General features: G+C 69.0%; 17 protein-coding genes. 7 read left to right on the plus strand and 10 right to left on the minus strand.

Going from position 1 to position 19,296, the window contains the following annotated elements; translation table 11 throughout:
* Window positions 1–214 precede the first annotated feature (214 nt).
* Window positions 215–1,543, plus strand: coding sequence for a tetratricopeptide repeat protein (locus ACIOKD_RS17850; RefSeq protein WP_402084493.1), 1,329 nt, complete (start codon window positions 215–217; stop codon window positions 1,541–1,543).
* Between the two features lie 367 nt (window positions 1,544–1,910).
* A complete protein-coding gene (locus ACIOKD_RS17855) occupies window positions 1,911–2,729 on the plus strand; it encodes an IS5 family transposase (RefSeq protein WP_402084495.1) in 819 nt (272 codons plus the stop codon).
* Between the two features lie 119 nt (window positions 2,730–2,848).
* On the opposite strand, the gene ACIOKD_RS17860 is transcribed toward ACIOKD_RS17855, so the two are convergent.
* Window positions 2,849–3,166, minus strand: coding sequence for a DUF6221 family protein (locus ACIOKD_RS17860; protein ID WP_402084497.1), 318 nt, complete (start codon window positions 3,164–3,166; stop codon window positions 2,849–2,851).
* Between the two features lie 46 nt (window positions 3,167–3,212).
* On the opposite strand from ACIOKD_RS17860, the gene ACIOKD_RS17865 reads away from it, so the two are divergent.
* Window positions 3,213–3,980, plus strand: coding sequence for a transposase (locus ACIOKD_RS17865; RefSeq protein ID WP_402084499.1), 768 nt, complete (start codon window positions 3,213–3,215; stop codon window positions 3,978–3,980).
* 566 nt (window positions 3,981–4,546) lie between these two features.
* Here ACIOKD_RS17865 and ACIOKD_RS17870 read toward each other — a convergent pair.
* The 6 genes from ACIOKD_RS17870 to ACIOKD_RS17895 form a co-directional block, all read right to left on the minus strand.
* Entirely contained in the window at window positions 4,547–5,929 is a 1,383-nt protein-coding gene (locus ACIOKD_RS17870; protein ID WP_402084502.1) for a glycoside hydrolase family 16 protein, read from the minus strand.
* Between the two features lie 195 nt (window positions 5,930–6,124).
* Window positions 6,125–7,387: an Ig-like domain-containing protein gene (locus ACIOKD_RS17875; protein ID WP_402084504.1), complete on the minus strand. Its 1,263-nt coding sequence runs from the start codon at window positions 7,385–7,387 to the stop codon at window positions 6,125–6,127.
* Between the two features lie 148 nt (window positions 7,388–7,535).
* Window positions 7,536–8,432, minus strand: coding sequence for a DUF72 domain-containing protein (locus ACIOKD_RS17880; protein WP_402084506.1), 897 nt, complete (start codon window positions 8,430–8,432; stop codon window positions 7,536–7,538).
* Between the two features lie 286 nt (window positions 8,433–8,718).
* Complete coding sequence (locus tag ACIOKD_RS17885; RefSeq protein WP_402084508.1) at window positions 8,719–8,940, minus strand: hypothetical protein; 222 nt, start codon at window positions 8,938–8,940, stop codon at window positions 8,719–8,721.
* Window positions 8,941–9,046: 106 nt separating this feature from the next.
* Window positions 9,047–9,805 carry an IclR family transcriptional regulator gene (locus tag ACIOKD_RS17890; RefSeq protein WP_402084510.1) on the minus strand — a complete coding sequence of 253 codons (759 nt, stop codon included), beginning with the start codon at window positions 9,803–9,805 and terminating at the stop codon, window positions 9,047–9,049.
* A gap of 13 nt (window positions 9,806–9,818) precedes the next feature.
* Window positions 9,819–10,253: a MarR family winged helix-turn-helix transcriptional regulator gene (locus ACIOKD_RS17895; RefSeq protein ID WP_402084512.1), complete on the minus strand. Its 435-nt coding sequence runs from the start codon at window positions 10,251–10,253 to the stop codon at window positions 9,819–9,821.
* 245 nt (window positions 10,254–10,498) lie between these two features.
* On the opposite strand from ACIOKD_RS17895, the gene ACIOKD_RS17900 reads away from it, so the two are divergent.
* The 4 genes from ACIOKD_RS17900 to ACIOKD_RS17915 are packed head-to-tail and all read left to right on the plus strand — an operon-like array spanning window position 10,499 to window position 14,308.
* The gene (locus tag ACIOKD_RS17900) at window positions 10,499–11,419 is read left to right on the plus strand and encodes an SDR family oxidoreductase (protein WP_402084514.1); all 921 of its coding nucleotides are present in this window, start codon (window positions 10,499–10,501) and stop codon (window positions 11,417–11,419) included.
* An 8-nt stretch (window positions 11,420–11,427) separates the two neighbouring features.
* The gene (locus tag ACIOKD_RS17905; RefSeq protein WP_402085015.1) at window positions 11,428–12,303 is read left to right on the plus strand and encodes an amidohydrolase family protein; all 876 of its coding nucleotides are present in this window, start codon (window positions 11,428–11,430) and stop codon (window positions 12,301–12,303) included.
* A gap of 30 nt (window positions 12,304–12,333) precedes the next feature.
* Window positions 12,334–13,842, plus strand: a complete 1,509-nt coding sequence (menE, locus tag ACIOKD_RS17910; protein ID WP_402084516.1) for an o-succinylbenzoate--CoA ligase — start codon at window positions 12,334–12,336, stop codon at window positions 13,840–13,842.
* Between the two features lie 10 nt (window positions 13,843–13,852).
* Complete coding sequence (locus ACIOKD_RS17915) at window positions 13,853–14,308, plus strand: MaoC family dehydratase (protein ID WP_402084518.1); 456 nt, start codon at window positions 13,853–13,855, stop codon at window positions 14,306–14,308.
* 125 nt (window positions 14,309–14,433) lie between these two features.
* On the opposite strand, the gene ACIOKD_RS17920 is transcribed toward ACIOKD_RS17915, so the two are convergent.
* The 3 genes from ACIOKD_RS17920 to ACIOKD_RS17930 all read right to left on the minus strand — a co-directional run bounded on the left by ACIOKD_RS17920 (window position 14,434) and on the right by ACIOKD_RS17930 (window position 19,284).
* Window positions 14,434–15,261 carry a PaaX family transcriptional regulator C-terminal domain-containing protein gene (locus tag ACIOKD_RS17920; RefSeq protein WP_402084521.1) on the minus strand — a complete coding sequence of 276 codons (828 nt, stop codon included), beginning with the start codon at window positions 15,259–15,261 and terminating at the stop codon, window positions 14,434–14,436.
* A gap of 199 nt (window positions 15,262–15,460) precedes the next feature.
* Window positions 15,461–18,385 (minus strand): glycoside hydrolase family 2 TIM barrel-domain containing protein, encoded by a 2,925-nt coding sequence (locus ACIOKD_RS17925; protein ID WP_402084524.1) that lies wholly within the window; start codon window positions 18,383–18,385, stop codon window positions 15,461–15,463.
* A complete protein-coding gene (locus ACIOKD_RS17930) occupies window positions 18,385–19,284 on the minus strand; it encodes a carbohydrate ABC transporter permease (protein WP_402084527.1) in 900 nt (299 codons plus the stop codon). The genes ACIOKD_RS17925 and ACIOKD_RS17930 overlap by 1 nt, the downstream gene beginning before the upstream one ends.
* Window positions 19,285–19,296 lie beyond the last annotated feature (12 nt).

Consider the following 19,296-nt stretch of genomic DNA (forward strand, 5'->3'; position numbering starts at 1 on the left):
GACCCACGAAGGGGCATGCGCCCGGAAACTCCGCCACTCGGCGATGTCGACGACGACAGTGCATCCGCCTCTGTACGGCGGTGGCTCTTCGACTTCGGGCTTCATGGGGTTCCCCTCGCTGACGTTGTCGCTCTACGCAACCGCGCCGTAGCCCTCGGCGGTACCGTTGAGGTGTCAGCGAGAGTTGAAAGCGTGGAAAGTGTCAGGGGCGGCCATGGCTGAGCGGGAAGCGAACGAGGGATTGAGCCGACTTCTCCGCGAAGCGGATTGGACGTATGGGCAGTTAGCCGCTGGCATCAATCGGGCAGGCAGCGAAGCGGGAGTGAGTGTCCGGGCTGACAAGAGCAACGTGAGCAAGTGGCTTACCGGTACAACGCCCGTGCAGAAGGTTCGTCTCCTGGTCCTCGAAGCTCTGTCGCGGCGCCTAGGCCGTCAGGTCACCTACGCGGAGGCCGGTCTCCCGGGGCCGAAGGGTGAAGAGGCCGTGCCGGGCACCGTTGAAGGTCTCGTTGACCTCGGACGCGCAGACATGGACCCGGCCCGCCGAAGTGTCCTCGGGGCAGGGCTGTATTCGATCGCGCTTACGATTCCGGGGTGGCCCGATGTGGTCGAACGGGCCGAGGCGGTGAAGAAGGGCCGCGGGCTACGGATCGGCTTCGGCGAAGTCGACATGGTTGTTCAGATGACCGAGAAGGTTTCGGAGATAGATGATCAATACGGGGGCCGCACTGCACGCCCCCTGGCCGCAACCTTCATGGTGAACACCGTTGCTCCGTACCTGCGGGCCGAGGCGCCCGAGGACGTACGTAAAGCCATGCTGTCGGCCGCTTCGGATCTCTGCTACCTCACCGGGTACATGGCCGTCGATGAGGGGCTTCACGGCCTGGCTCAGAGCTACTATCTGAAGGCTCTCGAACTAGCCGGAGGGTCCGAGGATCACCTGACTTACTGCACCACCCTTCGAGGCATGAGCGTGCAAGCGGTCGACCTCGGCCACGGCCAGGACGCGTTACGTCTCGCAGATGCCGCCGCCACCGCGTCCCCGAAAGCGGGCCCTCGCATGCTCGCTTTCCTGAAGGGGCAACAGGCGCATGCTGCCGCACAAGACGGCAACCGCACGGCTGCACTGCGCTTCATCCGGGACGCTGAGGTAGCCATGGAACGAGCGGAGAGCAGGGGGAAGCCGCTCGGGTCGTACGACCCCGCCGCTCTCAACTATCACGTGGCGCAGGTGCGTTACGAGCTAGGCGACACTCACGGCTCGATCGAAGCTCTGCAAGAGAGCAACAGGGTTCGCTTTTCCGTGTACCGCAGGGGCAACGTGCGCATGCGCGCACTTCTCGCCGAACGCCAGTTAGAAGTTGGTCACCTCGAAGAAGCCGTGAAGACCTGGCACGAAGCCCTCGATGACTACCCGCTAGTCCGCTCGGGCCGCGCCGATCAGAGGGTGGCGAACATGCGCAGGATGATCCGGCCCCACCTGCGGCACCACGGGGCCGCCGCGCTGTTCGAGCGGGTCCAACACATGAGGCCAGCCATATAAACGCTGCGGAACCTAGGGGGATTCTCCGTGTCGGATACATGGTGGACGATTCTTTTCAGTGTCTTCACTGGTGTGTTCTGTGTGCTACTTGGGGGATGGTATGCGAACAGACTTAGCAACCCAAAGCAGCAACTCGAATATTGGGCAAAAAATACCGCCCTCCTTGAAGCGGCAGGAACTAACCCCAGCAACCCTCCGACCAGTGCGCCCCCCCCGGCTGGGGTATCACTGCGGACGGAAGCGGACTGCTCATTCCGCCCAGCCTCCTTAGGGCGTCCGCCAGTAGGTGCCGTGGGCGGCGGTAGTGGGGCAGGCACGGTTCGCCCGATCATGGAGTTCTCTACGCTTCACGATCACCGGGGGATCCGTGCCTGCCGTCCCATCATGCATTCTCGACCCGATCCGCGACCAGTTCCTTGCTCTGCTGCCCGCCCGTAAGGACTCCCATCCGTGGGGCTGCCACAATCCGCGTATCAGTGACGCACTGGTTTTCGACCGCCTGGTGCAGGTCCTGGTCTTCGGCTGTGGATATGAGCGCGCGGCCGACCGCCTCTGCTCCGCCACCACACTGCGCCGCCGGCGCGATGAATGGATCGCGGCCGGTGTGATGGAGAACCTGCGACTGCTCGTCCTGGGCTGCTACGACCGGATGATCGGCCTCGAACTCGACCGGCTGTCCGCCGACGGCTGCATCACCAAGGCTCCGTCAGGCGGCGAATGCGCGGGCAAGAGCCCGGTCGACCGGGCCAAACTCGGCATCAAACGCTCGCAGTTGACCGACGGATACGGCATACCACTGATCACTGTCCCCGCCCCGGCCAACACTCAGGACCACACCCTGCTGCCCGCTACCCTCGACCGCCTCACCGGCCTGGCACAAGACCTGGGGCCGCTGCCCAAAAACCCGTGCCTGAGCCTGGACGCCGGCTACGACTACAGCATGGTCCACCAGGACCTCCATGCCCGGCAGATCAGCGGCAAGATCACCGGGCGCGGAGCGAAAATCCCTATCCAGACCGGTGGACGATGGGTGGTCGAGCGCACAAACTCCTGGATGAACAACTTCGGCAAGCTCCGCCGCTGCACCGAGCGACGAAAAGCTCCCATCGAGTTCTTCATCGCCCTGGCCAGCGCCATCATCACCGTCCGCAGCCTCATCCGACGCGCCTGGACGCTCTACCGCTAGGACACCCGCCCACCAAGCCCTCGCATCCGATGACCTACTGGCGGACGCCCTAAGGGCTGTCCCGTAAAACGACCTTCTGTTGTCGAGGCTCGGTCAAGCATGCAGTCTCGTCCGGCACGTCAGGCTCGGGCGGGGTAGTCAGGATGGTCGATGTAGGGCGAAGCGAGGTCACGCAGGTCGTGGCACGGCCAGGGGTCGCGGGCGTGACGGGCCAGGATGCGCTGCTTGGCCTCGATCTCGCGCAGGACACGGGCTGGATCGTGCAGAGCTACGTGCAGAGCAACCGTGGGATGGAAACCGGAGAGGTCGGCCTGGCAAAAGTCGACCGTGTGTCCGTGGGCAGACCACTCCCCGCACCCGTCGCCGTCGCAGCGCCGGGCCAAGCCGGCCTCCTCGTCCAGCCGCGCCTTGATGAACCTCACCAGTTCTTCAGTCACAGGAGCATTCTCGACGTTGTGCCGGGCATCATGAAACGATCTTGTGGTGTCTGGTGTGATCACGGCGTCCGAGCCGTCCTGGGTAGCCCCGTTCACCGGGCTGAGCCCTCGTCTGTTCGGGAAGCTGGTGACGGTGCTGCGGCGTGAGGGTGCAGACGCGGTCCGCAGGGGCCGGCCGTGGGGCCTGCCGTTGGAGGACCGGGCCTTGCTGGTCGCGGCGTACTGGCGCACAAACCTGACCATGCGGCAGCTGGCCCCGCCGTTCGGGGTTTCGAAGTCGGCGGCGGACCGGATCATCGATCACCTCGGGCCGATGCTCGCCCTCCAGCCCCGCAAGCGGTTCGCGAAGGACACCGTGCTCATCGTGGACGGCACCCTGGTGCCCACCCGTGACCACACCATCGCCGAGCAGTCGAAGAACTACCGGTACTCCACCAACCACCAGGTCGTCATCGACGCCGACACCCGGCTCGTCGTCCTAGTCGGCCGGCCTCTGCCCGGCAACCGCAACGACTGCAAGGCGTGGGAGGAGTCCGGCGCGAAGGCCGCCGTCGGCACAACCATGACCATCGCCGACGGCGGATATCCGGGCACCGGACTCGTGATGCCCCACCGGCGCCGCAAGGGCGAGGAGTTGCCCGACTGGAAGCAGGCCCACAACAAGTCCCACAAACAGGTCCGAGCCCGGGTCGAACACGCCTTCGCCCGCATGAAAACTTGGAAGATCCTCCGCGACTGCCGTCTCAAAGGTGACGGTGTCCACCACGCCATGCTGGGTATCGCCCGGATACACAACCTCAATTTCGCCGGATAGGCGAGCGGTCGGACTGGTACCGATCACGTCCGCACCAGTCAGAGTTCATTTACGGGACAAGCCTTAGTCGGGAAGCAAGAAGTCCGCTTCTCGGTAATCGCCGATGGTCCAGTCGATCAATCAAAGTTTTGTTTCGTATCTCCCCTGGTGGGTGTCTCGCTAAGAGAGGGCTTCGTCGTAGCTCGGGGCGTGCTGAAGGGCCACGCGGAGGGCGGCCCCGCTTCGGTCTACTGGCCGTAGCGCGAGGGCTCCAGAAGGGCCGATAGGGTTTTGCCGTAAAAATGCGCAGGACTGTTCTTGAGAAAGTTCACTGGGGATATTCCTTACTTGGTTACGGAGAATCTGTGTCGCTTACTGAGGGTGGTAAGGCGGCCTTGCCGGGAATGCCGCCATAGGGGCGGCCAACCCGCTGCCGTGGACACTCCAAGACCGCGCTGCAACACATGTTCACCGCCTCGGCCATGAGAACCCCTGACGGTGGCGGGACGCGCGGAGCCTTTCCAACAGTGTCCCGACCGGACCGGCCGCCCCTCCATAGGCATCTGGCTGTCGCGACTACTCAGGCCTCAGTGACCGAAGTTGAACCAGTTCACGTTCACGAAGTCCGCCGGCTGGCCGCTCGTGAAGGTCAGATAGACGTCATGCGTTCCGGTGACGTTGCTGATGTTCGCCGGCACGGTCCGCCAGCTCTGCCAGCCACCGGTGCTTGCCAGCGCGAAACTGCCGATGGGCGTGCTCGTACGGCTGTCGAGGCGCACTTCGACGAGACCGCTGACGGAGTTCCCGGCGCCGCTCGCGACCCGGGCGGTGAACTGCTTGGCCGCCGTGGTGCCGAAGTTGACGCCCTTGTACTGCACCCAGTCGCCGTTGGCGAGGGCGCCGATGTTCTGCCCGCCGCCCGAGTCGGTGGTGGTCTCGGTGATCGTGCCGCCCTGGCTGTCGAACGACTCGGCCTGGATCGCGCTGTACGCGTCGCGGTTGCCGGTCGGGGGAGGCGTGGTGCCACCACCCGAGGTGAGCACCTGGACATAGTCCACGACCATCGGGTTGCCCGGCACCGTGGCACCGTCCGGGCCACCGCCGAAGGCGTCCACGAAGCCGCCGCCCATCGCCACGTTCAGAATGATGAAGTAGCCGTGGTTGGTGGCGTTCGCCCAGGTCGTCGCGTCGACCTGGTTGGCCCGTACGGTGTGGTAGTTGACGCCGTCGACGTAGAAGCGGATCTCCTCCACGCTCGTCGAGCGGTCCCACTCCAGGCCGTACGTGTGGAAGCCCGCCTGACAGGTCGTGCCGGGACAGGCGATGGAGCCGCCGATGCCGGTCGTCTCGTTGCACGGGCCGCCCGGGTTGGTGCCGCAGTGCATCGTGGACCACACGGTGTTGAGGCCCTGGACGTTCTCCATGATGTCCAGCTCGCCGACGCTCGGCCAGTTCTGGTAGTTGCCGCGGTAGGGCGCGCCCAGCATCCAGAACGCCGGCCAGTACCCGCGGGCGGCCGTGCCCGTCACGTTCGGCATCTGGATCCGGGACTGGACGCGCAGCTTGCCCCCGGCGGGCGGCTGGAAGTCGGTGCGGTTGGTCTCGATGCGGCCCGAGGTCCAGTTGCCCGAGGCGTCGCGCCGCGGGGTGATCCGGAGGTTCCCGGCGCCGTCCAGCGCCACGTTGTCGGTGCTGGACGTCATGTTCTCGATCTCGCCCGTGCCCCAGTTGGAGGGCCCGCCCGGATAGCCGTGGCCGGTCGCGTACTGCCAGTTCGAGGTGTTGACGCCGGTGCCCGCGGTGCCGTTGAAGTCGTCGACGAAGACCTGGGTCCAGCCACTGGGCGGCGTGGGCGCGTCCGCCCGCGCCGCCGATGCCCCGGCCGCGGCCAGGCTCAGCACGCCGACCAGCGCGATGACCGAGCGCCGTATTCGTCCGGGTCTTGCAGGTGTGCCGGAAGTTTCCCTCATGGGTGCCTCTTCGGTACGGAGTGGGGGTGCGCGGATGGTTCAGAGAGCTTTGAGAGCGCTCTCATCACAGCTGCGCGGCCAATGTGCTCTTCGGCACTCCGGTCGTCAAGAGGTAAAGCAGAGAAAGCCTTCAGAGGGCCCGGGAGTTCACACCGTGAAGGAGATGACGGGAGCGGGGACGGATCGGACGGGACGTCAGAAAGCGCTTCCCGCCTGCCAGTCGCTCCAGGACATGTTCCACCCGTTGAGGCCGTTCGCCGGATCCACCGTGTCCTCGCCCGAGTTCTTCACCGCGACCACGTCTCCGAGCATGGAGCTCTTGTAGAACGCGTAGCCGGGCTCGGAGGTGTCGCCCCCGCCCTTGGCGTCGCGCAGGCCGATGCAGCCGTGCGTGGTGTTGCCGGCGCCGAAGATCGACGACGACGCCCAGTAGTTGCCGTGGATGAACGTGCCCGACGTGGTCAGGCGCTGCGCGTGCGGCACGTCGTCGATGTCGTACTCGTCGCCGAGGCCGACCGTGGACGACTCCATACGGGTCTTCTTGAACCGCTCGCTGATCACCATGATCCCGGACCAGGTGGTGTGCTCGGCGTCACCGCCCGACACGGGATACGTGGCGAGGGTGCGCCCGTCCCGCCGTACCGTCATCGTCCTCGTCGCCAGGTCGACCGTACTGATCTGCGCGCGGCCGATGTGGAAGGTGACGTCCTTGGACTGGGTGCCGTAGACACCGGCCGCGCCCTCGACGTCCCTCAGCCGCAGGGTGAGGGTGATCTTCGTGCCCGCCGCCCAGTACTCCTCGGGCCGGAAGTCGAGCCGGGTGTCGCTGAACCAGTGGCCCACCACCTCGACCTGCGGGTCAGCGGTCACCGTGATCGCCTTCTCGACGGCGGCGCGGTCCGTCACGGCGTGCGTGAAGTTCACGGACACCGGCATGCCGACGCCGCAGGTGGACCCCGCCTCGGGAGTGAACCGTCCGACGAAGGTGTCCGCGGCCGTCCTGGTGGTGAAGGAGAGGGTCTCCTCGATGGCCCCCTGCGCCGTGGCCGTGGCCGTGGCCGTGGCCGTGACCGTGTACGTGGTGCCGGAGTACGGATTCCGCGCGGAGGTCCACGTCGTACGGGAGTCGTCGAAGGATCCGGCGAGGGTGGAGCCGTCGTCGGCTGTGACGCTCACTCGGGAGAGGGCGCCGAAGGACGTGGTGACCTGGACCGGGCTGGTGAAGTCGGCGTTCTGGCTGCCGTCGGCGGGGCTGAGGGTGAGGGTGGGTGCCTTCGTCGTGGAGTCCGTGGAGTCCGTGGAGTCCGTGGAGGCCGCGGGGGTGGCGCTGAGGGCGTCCGAGGCGCTCGCCGGGGAGCCGCAGCCCGTGAGCACGGCGGCCGGTACGGCCCCGAGCACGGCGAGAATGCCCCGCCGGGACCATTTCTCCGGTCCGCCGGATATGTGCGAGACGCCCACGAGATGCCTTCCTGCTGTGACCACTGGTGTGTGCAGCCTGCTCCTCTTGTATGGGTTTGTTCTGTGAAGGGGTGGGGTCCCGGCTGAGATTCCTGTGAGAGCGCGGTGGGCTAAGGCCCGTCCCCGAGGTGGCCGGGGCCGTGCCGGGTCAGCCGGTGGCCCGGGACGCGGCCGGTGCGGCGAGCAGGCCGCTCATCGTCTCCGCGGCGCGTACGGCGGCATCACCGCAGCAGTTGTTGAAGAGCACGTGCAGCTCCTCGGCACGCTCGGCCATCGAACGCAGCCGAGGCAGCCAGGCCGCCAGCTCGTCGGTCGTGTAGGCGTGCCGGAAACGGTCCTCCTTGCTCCCGGACCCCCAGGACGCACTGCGCCCGTGGAAGCGGACCACCGCCCGCCGGGGCGAGGTGACCACGTCGACCGGGGGGACGGCGTCGGCGACGGACTGGGCCATGTCCACGCTGACGGTGCTCATGCCCAGCCGCGTGAGCAGATCCGCGGACGCCTGCCGCAGGTCGGGCCGCCACCAGTCCGGATGCCGGAACTCCACGGCGAGCGGCCATCCGGCGGCCCGCCGCGACCACCCCCGAAGGACGGCCTCGGCCCGGTCGTCCGGCCCGAACCACGGAGGGAACTGGAACAGCAGGGTGCCCAGCCGTCCGGTCCGCCGCAGCGGTTCGAGCGCCGTGGTGAACCGCCGCCACAACTCGTCCAGCAAGCCCGGATCACCCAGCCCCGGATCGCCCGGCCGCCCGCTGTGCAGAGACCGCAGATCGGGGGGCAGGGCGGCGCTCCGGGTGGGGTGGCCGGTGAAGAGGGAGAAGGCCTTCACGTCGAAGAGGAAACCGTCCGGCGTCCGTTCGGCCCACAGGAGGCTGTTGCGCTCGCTCGGCAGGCCGTAGTACGTGGAGTCGACCTCCACGACGGGAAAGCGCTCGGCGTAGTACCGCAGCCTGCCTTCCGCGTCCCGCCGGCCCGGCGGGTACCAGCCGCCGGCCACCAGCTTCGCATCCGTCCACGAACACGTGCCGACGAGTGTGTTTCCCATTGCCTACCAGTAGCCGCAGAACGGGGCCCGACACCTGCGCGAGGCAGGTGCGGGTGCAGGTGCGGTCCCCGACGCCTCGGTGCTGCTCGGTGAGTTCGGGCCGTGCGGGCGCCCCACCACGCTCGCCGGCCCAGTAGCGCCATGGTCGCCGGGGCGAGCAGCATCCGTACCGGCGTCGCGTCGATCAGTACCGCGAGCGCCAGGCCGAGACCGATCCGCAGGACAGGGGCGGAGCCGCCCGTCATGAAGGCGCCGAAGACGGCCGGGAGCAGCAGCGCCGCGCAGCTCACGACCCGGCCGGAGCGGCACGGACCGGTGACGACGGCCTCCTGCGCGTCCCCGTGCGCAGCCATGTCTCGCGCATCGCGGACAGCGCGAGTACGGCGAGCGCGGTGTCGACGACGTACGGGTCGGCCGTGCGCGGGCGGCCGACGGCAGGGGTGATCCAGGGCGAGGCGGACCAGGCGGGTGAGGCGGACAAGGCGGGTGAGGCGGACGAGGCAGGCATGGGCGGCTCCTCGGGAAAGGGGCCGTGCCGGTATCGGCGCGGAGCCGAGCCGTGTCCTCGCCGGTGAGAGGGATATCGGGCGGCCTCTGTCCCCGTTGGCCGGCCCTCATCCGCTCGACGGCTCCGGCTGCCACCCCAGTGCCCGGGAGATCCCGCGCGCGGCGAGCCGTACCGCTGGTATCAACGCCGGTGTCTGCGCGCCTCGTTCGGGCACCACGACCGACACCGCCGCTGTCACCGAACCGCCCGGACCGCGCACCGGAGCGGCCACCGACAGAGCGTCCTCAGTGATCTGACGGACACTCACCGCGACGCCGGAGCGCCGGACTTCGGCGAGTACGCGGCGCAGGGCGGTCGGGTCCGTGAGGGTGTGCGGGGTGAAGCCGGCGAGCGGTCCGCCGCAGTACGCCTCCTGGAACGCCGGTTCGCAGTGGGCGAGCAGCGCGAGTCCCACACCGGTCGCGTGCAGCGGCCAGCGCGCGCCCACCTGGATCTTCACACCCACCGCCGAACGGCCGGAGATCCACTCGATGTAGACGACCTCGGAGCCGTCGCGGACGGCCAACTGCACGTTCTCGTGCGTGGCTTCGTAGAGGTCCTCCAGATACGGCAGAGCGATCTGCCGCAGGGCGAGCCCGCGCGGGGAGAGCGCCGCGAGCTCCCACAGCCGCAGACCCACGTGGTAGATCCCGTCCGCGTCGCGTTCCAGGGCGCCCCAGTCGCTGAGCGCGCCCACGAGCCGGTGCGCGGTGGTGAGGGAGAGTCCGGCCCGTCGGCTGATGTCCGTGAGGGAGAGCGCCGGGTGGTCGTGGTCGAAGGCGGCGAGCACGGCCAGCAGGCGGTCGGGTGCGGACAGGGAGGTCATGGTCCGCGCCGCTCTACGCGCCGGAGTCGAGCTCGGTCTCGGCGATGCGTCGCAGCAGCGTGTGCAGGATCTCCCGCTCGGCGGGGTCGAGGGGCCCGAGCAGGCCGTCCGTCACACGCAGCCCCGCCTCGTCGGTGTCGCGCAGAAAGGCGCGCCCGTCCCCGGTGAGTACGACGGTTCGGCTGCGGCGGTCGTCGGGGGAGGGGCGGCGTTCGGCGAACCCGAGCTTCTCCAGGTCGTCGACCAGGCCGACGATCGCGCTCGGGTCGTAACCGAGCCGCGAGCTCAGCTCCCGCTGGAGCGCGCCCTCGGAGGTGGCCAGGAAGCGCAGCAGCGCGTAGTGCCGCAGCCGTAGCCCCGACTCCTGGAGGAACGTGTTGAACATCTGCCCCGAGCGCAGGCCCATCCGGTACAGCAGGTAGCCGGTGTCTGCGTGCAGTCCGCGCATCCACGGTTCCTGGGCGTCGATGGGCGCGGGACCCGCGGCGGGGTCGGTGACATGCGGCTGGCGGGCGATGGCGGGCTCCCTGGTCGTGGTCCCACGAGGGGTCGGTGGTGCGTCCGTACAACACCAGCATGGCGCACCGATCGGACGGCAACAACTATTGACGTCAACAATTATTGTCCTTAGCTTCGATCTCGTCACCTCCATCACCCGTCACCCCATGACCCATCGCCCTGAAGGGACCCCTCGTGTCCAGCATCGATCTCACCGGCAAGGTCGCCGTGGTCACCGGCTCCGGCCGTGGCCTCGGCCTGGCCTACGCGCACGCCCTCGCCGCCGCCGGCGCCTCCGTGGTCGTCAACGACGTGGACGAGGCCGCCGCCGAGCGGGCCGTCGAGGCGATCACCGGCTCGGGTGGCACCGCCGTGGCCGAGGTGGTCGCGGTCGGCACCGCCGAGGCCGCGGACCGCCTGGTGGGCCGCGCGGTCGAGGAGTTCGGCCGCCTCGACATCCTGGTCACCAACGCGGGCATCCTGCGCGACAAGGTCCTGTGGAAGATGACCGACGACGACTTCGACGCGGTGATCACCACACATCTCAAGGGCACCTTCACCTGCGCCCGCGCCGCCGCCGTACGCATGCGGGAGCAGGGCGAGGGCGGCACGCTGATCCTCGTCGGCTCGCCCGCCGGGCAGCGCGGCAACTTCGGCCAGACCAACTACTCCGCCGCCAAGGCCGGCATCGCCGCCATGGCCCGTACCTGGTCGATGGAGCTGGGCCGTGCGGGCATCACCGTCAACGCGATCGTGCCGGTGGCCGCGACCGCGATGACCGAGACCATCCCGGCCTTCGCCCCCTACGTCGAGGCCATGAAACAGGGCGAACCGCTGCCGGACTTCCTGCGCAGGGGCGAGGGCTTCGGCACCCCCGAGGACTGCGCGGCCCTCGTCCCGTTCCTGGCCTCCGGGGCCGCCCGCGCAGTGACCGGCCAGGCCATCGGTATCGGCGGCGACAAGGTGGTCCTGTGGTCCCACCCCCAGGAGATCAGGGCCGCGTACGCCGACGGCGGCTGGACTCCCGAGGCACTCGCCGACGTCTGGCACACCTCGGTCGGTGCCGAACCGCAGACGGTCGGCATCCCCGCGCCCAAGGCTCCGGAGGCGTCATGACCCTCCCGATGAACGTCGACGACCTGGTCGCCATCGACGTCCACACCCACGCCGAGGTCTCCTCCAAGGGCACGTCCTCGCTCGACGACGACCTGCACGCGGCCTCCAGCGCCTACTTCAAGGTCGAGGGCAAGCGGAAGCCGACCCTGGAGGAGACGGCCGCCTACTACCGGGAGCGGAGGATGGCCGCCGTGATCTTCACGGTCGACGCCGAGTCCGCGACCGGCACCGAACCCGTCCCGAACGAGGAGGTCGCCGAGGCCGCCGCCGCCCATCCGGACGTGCTGATCCCCTTCGCCTCCCTCGACCCCTTCCGCGGGAAGGCGGGAGTGAAACGGGCCCGCCGGCTGGTCGAGGAGTACGGGGTGAAGGGCTTCAAGTTCCACCCCAGCATCCAGGGCTTCTTCCCCAACGACCGTGCCGTGGCCTACGCGTTGTACGAGGTCATCGAGGAGACCGGCGCCATCGCCCTCTTCCACACGGGACAGACCGGGATCGGCGCGGGTGTGCCCGGCGGGGGAGGCATCCGCCTCAAGTACTCCAACCCGCTGCACGTCGACGACGTGGCGGCGGACTTCCCGCACATGAGGATCATCCTGGCGCATCCGTCCTTCCCCTGGCAGGACGAGGCCCTCGCGGTCGCCACCCACAAGCCGGGCGTCCACATCGACCTCTCCGGCTGGTCGCCGAAGTACTTCCCGCCGCAGCTCGTGCAGTACGCGAACACCCTGCTCAAGGACAAGGTGCTGTTCGGCTCCGACTACCCCGTCCTCACTCCGGACCGCTGGCTCGCCGACTTCGCGAAGCTGCCCGTCAAGGACGAGGTCAGGCCGAAGATCCTCAAGGAGAACGCGGCCCGGCTGCTCGGCCTCACCAAGCCATGACCGGACACACCGAGCCGTAAGGGGTATGGCATGCGCAACGAGGGACTGGGGTCGTGGCCCGCCCGCCGGGCCCGCAAGACCCCCCACCGCACCGCCCTGGTCCACCACGGCACGACACTCACGTACGGCGGCCTGTACGAGCGCACCACCCGCCTCGCCCACGTCCTGCGCGCCCGCGGCGTGCGCCGCGGCGACCGGATCGCCTACCTCGGCCCGAACCACCCCTCCTACCTGGAGACGCTGTTCGCGGCCGGCACGCTCGGCGCGGTCTTCGTCCCGCTCAACACCCGCCTCGCCGGCCTCGAGATCGCCTACCAGCTCCAGGACTCCGGCGCGAAGGCCCTCGTCCACGGGCCGGCGTTCGAGGGGCTGGTCGCCGGGCTTCCGGGCACCTGCGATGTCCGTACGTACGTCGAAGTGGGCCCGGACTACGACCAGTTGCTCGCCTCGGCCTCCGTGGAGGCCATCGACGAACCCGTCACCGCCGACGACGTCTGCGTCATCATGTACACCTCGGGTACGACGGGCCGCCCCAAGGGTGCGATGCTCACCCACGGCAACCTGACGTGGAACGCCGTCAACGTCCTCGTCGACCAGGACCTGATCGCGGACGAACGCGCACTCGTCAGCGCCCCGTTGTTCCACACGGCGGGCCTCAACATGCTGACGCTCCCCGTCCTCCTCAAGGGCGGTACCTGCGTCCTGGTCGAGGCGTTCGACCCGGCGACCACCCTCGACCTGATCGAACGGCACCGGATCACCTTCATGTTCGGTGTGCCCACCATGTTCGAGCAGGTCGCCCGCCAGCCGCGCTGGGCCGACGCCGACCTGTCCTCGCTGCGGATGCTCAGCTGCGGCGGCTCACCCGTACCGACCCCGCTCATCGCCGCCTACCAGGAGCGGGGCCTCACCTTCCTGCAGGGCTACGGCATGACCGAGGCCTCGCCCGGCGTGCTCTTCCTGGACGCCGAACACGCGGTGACCAAGGCGGGCTCGGCGGGCGTGCCGCACTTCTTCAGCGACGTACGCGTCGTACGACCCGACCTGGCCCCGGCCGACGTCGGCGAGACCGGTGAGATCGTCGTCCGCGGGCCCCATGTCATGCCCGGCTACTGGGGGCTGCCCGACGAGACCGCGGCCGTGTTCAGCGACGGCTGGTTCCGCAGCGGGGACGCCGCCCGGATCGACGAGGACGGCTATGTGACCGTCGTCGACCGCATCAAGGACATGATCATCTCGGGCGGCGAGAACATCTACCCCGCCGAGATCGAGGACCGGCTCCTCGCCCACCCCGGCATCGCCGAGTGCGCGGTCATCGGCGTGCCCGACAAGAGGTGGGGCGAGGTGCCGCGCGCGGTCGTCGTACCGCGCCAGGGTGTGGGGCTGGACCCCGAAGAGGTCCTCGCCTCCCTCACCGGACACCTGGCCAGGTACAAGATCCCGAAGTCGGTGGTGCTCGCGGACGAACTGCCGCGGACGGCCTCCGGCAAGCTGCTCAAATCCCGTGTCCGCCAGCGGTACGGGACCGATTCTCACTAGGGAGAGCCATATGACGATCACAGTGAACGGTGTCGACGAACTTCGGAAGCTCGCCGGGGGTGACCTCGGCACGAGTGAGTGGACCGAGGTGACCCAGGAACGGATCGACACCTTCGCCGATGCAACGGGTGACCACCAGTGGATCCACGTCGACGCGGAGAAGGCCGCGCGGGGGCCGTTCGGGGCGCCCATCGCACACGGGTATCTCACCCTGTCGCTGTTCATCCCGCTCTTCACCGAACTGCTGGACGTCCGGGGCGTGACCACCAAGGTCAACTACGGGCTGAACAAGGTGCGGTTCCCCTCGCCGGTGAAGGTGGGTTCGCGGATACGGCTCGTCGCGAAGCTCGCGAGTGTCGAGGACGTGGCGGGCGGGGTGCAGGTCGCCGTCGACGGCACGATCGAGATCGAAGGGGTGGGCAAGCCGGCGGCGGTGCTGCAGAGCTTGTCCCGCTTCTATGTCTGAGCGGGGGTGTTCGGTGCGCTGCCCGGTGCGGTTCCGTTGTGGCGGGTCGCGCCCACGCGGCGGAGCCGCATATCGATACAGCCTCGCGCCCCTGAAGGCAGAAGACTGCGCAGTTCCCCGCGCCCCTAATGTGGCGGCCTCACCGGGACCAGATCCAGGAGGTCGTCCGCGGACTGCTGGGCCAGGGGGGTCAGGCGGGTGTACACCGTGCGGAACGTCTTCTCGGCCTGGTCGGCGGGCCAGTTGTCCGGGAGGTGCTTGACCGGCAGGCGCGGGTCCCGGCGGACGACCTGCAGCCACTCCGTCGACAGGCGCAGTCGCAGCGCGAGTGCCTGGTCCGCCGCGGGTTCGACCGTCTCCCAGTGCTGCCAGCGGCGTTCGAACGCCTCGTAGCGCGTGGCGAGTTCGTCCAGTTCCCAGGTCTCCTCGATCATCGCGCCGATGTCCATGCCGGCGTCCGCGTGGGCGCGGAAGATCTTCACATGGGCGGACAGGCCGAGTTCGGCGACGAGCCCGGAGACATCGGTCTCGCCCGGTGCGATCCACAGTCCGCCGAACAGCGGGCCGAAGCCGTTCCACGTCAACTGCGCCCGTAGGTCGTGCCGTTGGCGTTGCCATGACTCGGGCAGCGAGAAGCCGAGCAGGGTCCAGGTGCCGTCCCACCGGCGGTTGACGGCCCCCTCCTCCCAGATCCGCTGCTCGCCGTCGCGCAACACGGCCTCCGAGCGCGCGGTCAGCCCGAAGTACATCCGGCGTCCCTCGCGCTGCCGCCGCAGCAGGTCGCGGCCGACCATGCGCGTCAGGGTGGAGCGGGTCGCGTGCTCGCCGACACCCGCGCGCCCGAAGACGTCGATGACGCTGCCCGAGTACACGCAGACGTCCCGGCCGAGCACCTGGTCGCCGAGAAAGGACAACATGAGGGACTGGGGCCGCAGCACCTCGTCACTGGTCACCCACCCACGGTACGCCCGCCGATCACAGACCGACCAGCCACACCCTGGCCGCCTCCAGGCCCGCGGGACTTTCTAGGGGCGCGGGGAACGGCGCAGTCTTTCGCTTGTAGGGGCGCGGGGAACAGCGCAGTCTTTTATCTTTTTGGGGGCGCGGGGAACGGCGCAATCTTCTGTCCGCAAAGGGCGTAGGGCTGAGCGGTCAGAGCACGCGCAGCGTCCACTCCCACCGGTGGGCCCCCGGCGCGACGAGATACCCGGCCGAGGTGTCCGGCCCGCACGAAGCCGTGCCGAGCCCCCGGTGCGCCGCGTCGAGGTGCACGACGCAACCCGGCCGCGGCACCAACTCGTCGTGGTGCGCGGCGGCGGCCAGATCCTCGGCCCGGTACCGGTTGACGGAGACCTGCCCCGGCGCACCCAGCTCCACCGCGAGCCCCGTGGCGTCCGGCGCCGACAGCGTGAACCGCCGCATCCCGTGCCGGCCACCACTCTCCTGCGGACGCAGATACGGGGTGAACAGCTCGTCCACCGCCAGCGAGTGGTGTCCCACGGGCGCGCCCGCACTGCGGTCCGGGTACGACTCCCAGGGGCCCTGCCCGTACCAGTCCAGGACATCGAGTCCGGGGACCGTCTCGAAGACCGTGCCGACCCTGGCCACGTCGTCCAGTCCCGGCGGCAGTTCGGCCGACTCCTCGACCCGGATGCCGCCGGTGACCGGGGTGAACACCTGCTCGTGGCGGACGGGCCCGGCCCCGGTCGCGTACTCGCTCAGCACGACGACCCGCGAGCCCTCTTCGCGCAGGTCCACGACCTTGCGTACGAGGGCGTCGAGGCCCCAGTCGTGCCAGCGGGCCGCCATGCCGCCCAGCTCGTCGTTGTCGGTGGGCGCACGCCACAGGGCGAGCCGCGGCGCGGACGTCAGCAGCGGGTGGACCAGCAGCGCGTCCCCGTCCAGCGTGACGGCCGGGCCGTCCGCGGGCTCCGGCGTCGCGTCGGCGACCGCGGCGCTCAACCGGACCTGCGGCACACACACCTCGGTGCCGAGCGGCGCCCATGCCTCGTCGTCCGCGGTCGTGACCCGCAGGGTCAGCCAGGTCTCACCGGCGGAGGGCTCGGGCAGCGGGAAGGGCGGCGGCACCGCCGCCGACCCGCCCGGCGGTACCTCCGGCAGAGAGGCCGACGCGCGCCGCGTCGTACCGTCGGCGCCCACGAGCAGCCACTCGGCCGCCAGCCACTCCAGTCCCCGGAAGTGCTGCCGGTTGTGGATCCGCAGCACCCCCTCGTCGTACGTCAGCCTGACCGGGCCCGCGATCTCCCGGTGCTCGTACATCACGGGCTTGGGGGTGCGGTCGGGGAACACCACGCCGTCGGCGATGAAGGCGCCGTCGTGGATCGCCTCGTCGAAGTCGCCGCCGTACGCCCAGCGGTGGCCGGGTGCGGTGACACCGTTGCCGTACAGGCCCACGCCACCTCGGCCGGCCGGTCGTCCGTCGTTCACACGTTGCAGGATGCCGTGGTCCCAGAACTCCCAGATGAAGCCGCCCTGAAGGCCCGGGGTGGACTCGATGGCGGCCCAGGTGTCGGCGAGCGTGCCGTTGCTGTTGCCCATGGCGTGCGAGTACTCGCACTGGATGAGCGGCTTGGTCTGCCTGCCCGACAGGGCGTGCGCGACGCACTCCTCGATCGGCGCGTACATGGGGCAGGCGATGTCGGAGGCGAGCTTCTCGTCCGCCCAGTCGATCTTGGCCGCTCCCTCGTACTGGATCGGCCGGGTCGGGTCGTGGCGCCGTACCCAGCCCGCCGCCGCGTCGTGGTTGGCGCCGTAGTCGGACTCGTTGCCCAGCGACCAGATGATGATCGAGGGGTGGTTCTTGTCCCGCAGGACCATGCGGGAGACCCGGTCCACGAACGCGGGCAGGTAGCGGGGGTCGTCGGCGATCTCGTGGGCGTGGTCGTGCGACTCGATGTTCGCCTCGTCCACCACGTACAGGCCCAGCTCGTCGGCGAGGTCGTACAGCGTCGGGTCGTTCGGGTAGTGGGAGGTGCGGACCGCGTTGAAGCCGAACCGCTTGAGGACGACGAGGTCGGCGCGCATGTCGTCCGCGGTGACCGTGCGGCCGGTCAGCGGGTGGAAGTCGTGCCGGTTCACGCCCCGGATGTACACGCGCTCGCCGTTGACCAGCAGGTCCCGGCCGACGATCTCGACGTCCCGGAAACCGACCCGGTGGTGCGAGCTGTCGGCGATCGATCCGTCGGCCCGGTGCAGCCGCACGGCCAGGTCGTACAGTTCGGGCGTCTCGGCGGTCCAGGGGCGGACGTCCCGGACGACGGTCCGCAGCCGTGCCTCGCCGTAGAAGTCGGACACCCGCATGTCCTCGGCGTTGAGGCGGTCGAACTCCGTGTCCTGGGCCAGGAGCTGTCCGTCCAGGGCCGCGGTGACGTACCAGCCCTCGGGGAGCTGTCCCGCCGTGTCGCGCACCTTGCAGTCGACCAGCAGCCGCCCGTCCCGCCGAGCGCGCACGGTCACGTCCGCGAGGTGCAGCGGATCGGTGGCGTACAGCAGCACCGAGCGCGTGATGCCCGCGTGCCACCACTGGTCCTGGTCCTCGATGTGCGAGGCGTCGGACCACTTGACGACGGTGAACCGTACGGTCGCCGGGTCCCCGGGGCGTACGACGTCGGAGAGGTCGAACTCGGCCGCCAGGTGCGAGTCCTTGGAGATGCCGACCGGCCGGCCGTTCACATGGACGAGGAGCACGCTCTCGGCCGCGCCGACCTGGAGGACGATCCGGCGCCCCGCCCACTCGGCGGGGATGTCCAGGGACCGTTCGTAGACGCCGGTCGGGTTCGCGGCGGGCGTGTGCGGCGGGAAGTCGCCGAACGGCATCCGGACGTTGGTGTACTGGGGCAGGTCGTCGGGGCTCTGCATGGTCCACACGCCCGGCACGTCGGCGAGGGTCCACTGGCCCGACGCGCCGGTCGGCGAGGGCAGCAGCTGGAAGTGCCAGGAGCCGTCCAGGGACAGCGCGCCGGAGCGCCGGTCCACCGCGTTCATGGGCAGCCGCTGCCAGGAGGTCGTCTCCGGTGACTCCCAGGGCCGCAGGGCGAGCAGGTGGTCGCGTCGCATCAGCGGATCGCTCCCTTGCCGAGGTCGGCGATGATCTGTTTGGCGCCGATCGCGAAGACGATCAGCAGGGGGATCAGGGCCAGCACCGCACCCGTCATGACCATTCCGTAGTCCGTGGTGCCGTGGACCCCGTTGAGCTGGGACAGGGCGACCTGGAGGGTCACGTTGTCCGGGTTGGTGAGGGCGATCAACGGCCAGGCGTAGTCGTTCCACTGGCCCATGAACGTGAAGATGCCGAGGAAGGCGAGCCCGGGGCGGACCACGGGCAGGGCCACGTGCCAGTACTGGCGCAGGAAGCTCGCCCCGTCGATCTTCGAGGCGTCGAGCAGCTCGTCGTGGATCGCGCTCTTCATGTACTGCCGCATCCAGAAGATGCCGAACGCGTTCGCGGCGGCCGGCACGATCAGCGAGGTCATCGAGCCGATCCAGCCCAGCTTCGCCATGATCACGAACTGCGGGATGGCCGCGAGCTGCGCCGGCACCATGAAGATCGCCATCATCATCGCGAACAGCACCCCGCGGCCCGGGAACGTGAACTTCGCGAAGACGAACGCGGCCAGCGAGTCGAAGAAGAGGACGAGGAACGTCACCGAGACGGCGACGAGCAGCGAGTTGAACATCGACCCGAAGAAGTCGATGCTGTCGAACAGCTTGCCGAGGTTGTCGCCGAAGTGCGAGCCGGGCAGCAGCTTCGGCGGGTAGGAGAAGATCTCGGTCGACGTGTGCGTCGACATGATCACGGCCCAGTAGAACGGGAACGCGGAGAGCAGCACCCCGAAAATCAGGGAGACGTGCAGGGCGATGCCCCGGCGCTGGGTGCCCCGGATGCGCGTGCCCTTGGCGGGTTCGTCACGGGGCGGCTCGGTGGGGGCGGGCTCGGTCTGTGTGGTGACTGCCATGGTGACGTGCCT

The organism is Streptomyces sp. NPDC087844, from assembly GCF_044742785.1.
Classification (GTDB): domain Bacteria; phylum Actinomycetota; class Actinomycetes; order Streptomycetales; family Streptomycetaceae; genus Streptomyces.

What these genes read in the sequence shown, in the direction of transcription:
- ACIOKD_RS17885 (WP_402084508.1), bottom strand. Translation starts at nt 8,940, where the DNA reads ATGCCTGCCTCGTCCGCCTCACCCGCCTTGTCCGCCTCACCCGCCTGG.
- ACIOKD_RS17930 (WP_402084527.1), bottom strand. Translation starts at nt 19,284, where the DNA reads ATGGCAGTCACCACACAGACCGAGCCCGCCCCCACCGAGCCGCCCCGT.
- ACIOKD_RS17895 (WP_402084512.1), bottom strand. Translation starts at nt 10,253, where the DNA reads ATGCGCGGACTGCACGCAGACACCGGCTACCTGCTGTACCGGATGGGC.
- ACIOKD_RS17870 (WP_402084502.1), bottom strand. Translation starts at nt 5,929, where the DNA reads ATGAGGGAAACTTCCGGCACACCTGCAAGACCCGGACGAATACGGCGC.
- ACIOKD_RS17850 (WP_402084493.1), top strand. Translation starts at nt 215, where the DNA reads ATGGCTGAGCGGGAAGCGAACGAGGGATTGAGCCGACTTCTCCGCGAA.
- ACIOKD_RS17890 (WP_402084510.1), bottom strand. Translation starts at nt 9,805, where the DNA reads ATGACCTCCCTGTCCGCACCCGACCGCCTGCTGGCCGTGCTCGCCGCC.
- ACIOKD_RS17925 (WP_402084524.1), bottom strand. Translation starts at nt 18,385, where the DNA reads ATGCGACGCGACCACCTGCTCGCCCTGCGGCCCTGGGAGTCACCGGAG.
- ACIOKD_RS17880 (WP_402084506.1), bottom strand. Translation starts at nt 8,432, where the DNA reads ATGGGAAACACACTCGTCGGCACGTGTTCGTGGACGGATGCGAAGCTG.
- menE (WP_402084516.1), top strand. Translation starts at nt 12,334, where the DNA reads ATGCGCAACGAGGGACTGGGGTCGTGGCCCGCCCGCCGGGCCCGCAAG.
- ACIOKD_RS17915 (WP_402084518.1), top strand. Translation starts at nt 13,853, where the DNA reads ATGACGATCACAGTGAACGGTGTCGACGAACTTCGGAAGCTCGCCGGG.
- ACIOKD_RS17905 (WP_402085015.1), top strand. Translation starts at nt 11,428, where the DNA reads ATGAACGTCGACGACCTGGTCGCCATCGACGTCCACACCCACGCCGAG.